General features: G+C 38.1%; 2 rRNA genes. Both read right to left on the reverse strand.

Features of this window, described 5'->3' with window-relative positions:
* Nucleotides 1–287: 287 nt before the first annotated feature.
* Nucleotides 288–403: ribosomal RNA gene (gene rrf / locus ACFFIS_RS16125) — 5S ribosomal RNA — on the reverse strand.
* 151 nt (nucleotides 404–554) lie between these two features.
* Nucleotides 555–738, reverse strand: a 23S ribosomal RNA gene (locus ACFFIS_RS16130); the annotation flags it as partial.

The raw sequence follows: 738 nt of genomic DNA on the forward strand, positions 1-738 counted from the left end.
TTTAATTCTACAGGGAAACTCACTTGTTTTCTATTTTTACTAATACTAAAAATAGTGTTAGTGAATTTTTATCACCAACACTATTTATTGTAGAGCCAAAATTAACATATGAAGTGAATGAATGCCCAGATTATAAGGCGGAGTTAGTAGGCACTTTAGAACAGCATGCTTCGCTAGAGTGTGATGAACTAATACATTTCCAACGTCACTTGACGTAGGGTCGTTATATTTACATCAAAAACATCAAAAAACCCATATAGCAATATGTTGCTACATGGGTTTAATTTGCCTGGCGGCGTCCTACTCTTGCAAGGGCAATGCCCTAACTACCATCGGCGCTGAAGAGCTTAACTTCTGTGTTCGGTATGGGAACAGGTGTGGCCTCTTCGCCATCACTACCAGACAGGTTATGATTTAATTGGTTGCCCTAATTTTTTGAGGACAAGTTATATTATAATCACTTTATTTTAAAAAAGCAAGTACTTTTTTAAAAAAGTTATTGTACCTCAAAAACCAAATAAGAAATGTAATAAACAATCAACTATAGTAAGAAGCTAGTCAAGTCCTCGATCAATTAGTATCCGTCAGCTGCACATGTCACCATGCTTCCACCTCGGACCTATCAACCTTATCGTCTTTAAGGGATCTTACTCACTTGAAGTGATGGGAAGTCTCATCTTGAGGGGGGCTTCATGCTTAGATGCTTTCAGCACTTATCCTTTCCACACGTAGCTACCC

Source organism: Paracerasibacillus soli (assembly GCF_042432965.1).
In the GTDB taxonomy this organism is placed as follows: domain Bacteria; phylum Bacillota; class Bacilli; order Bacillales; family Amphibacillaceae; genus Paracerasibacillus; species Paracerasibacillus soli.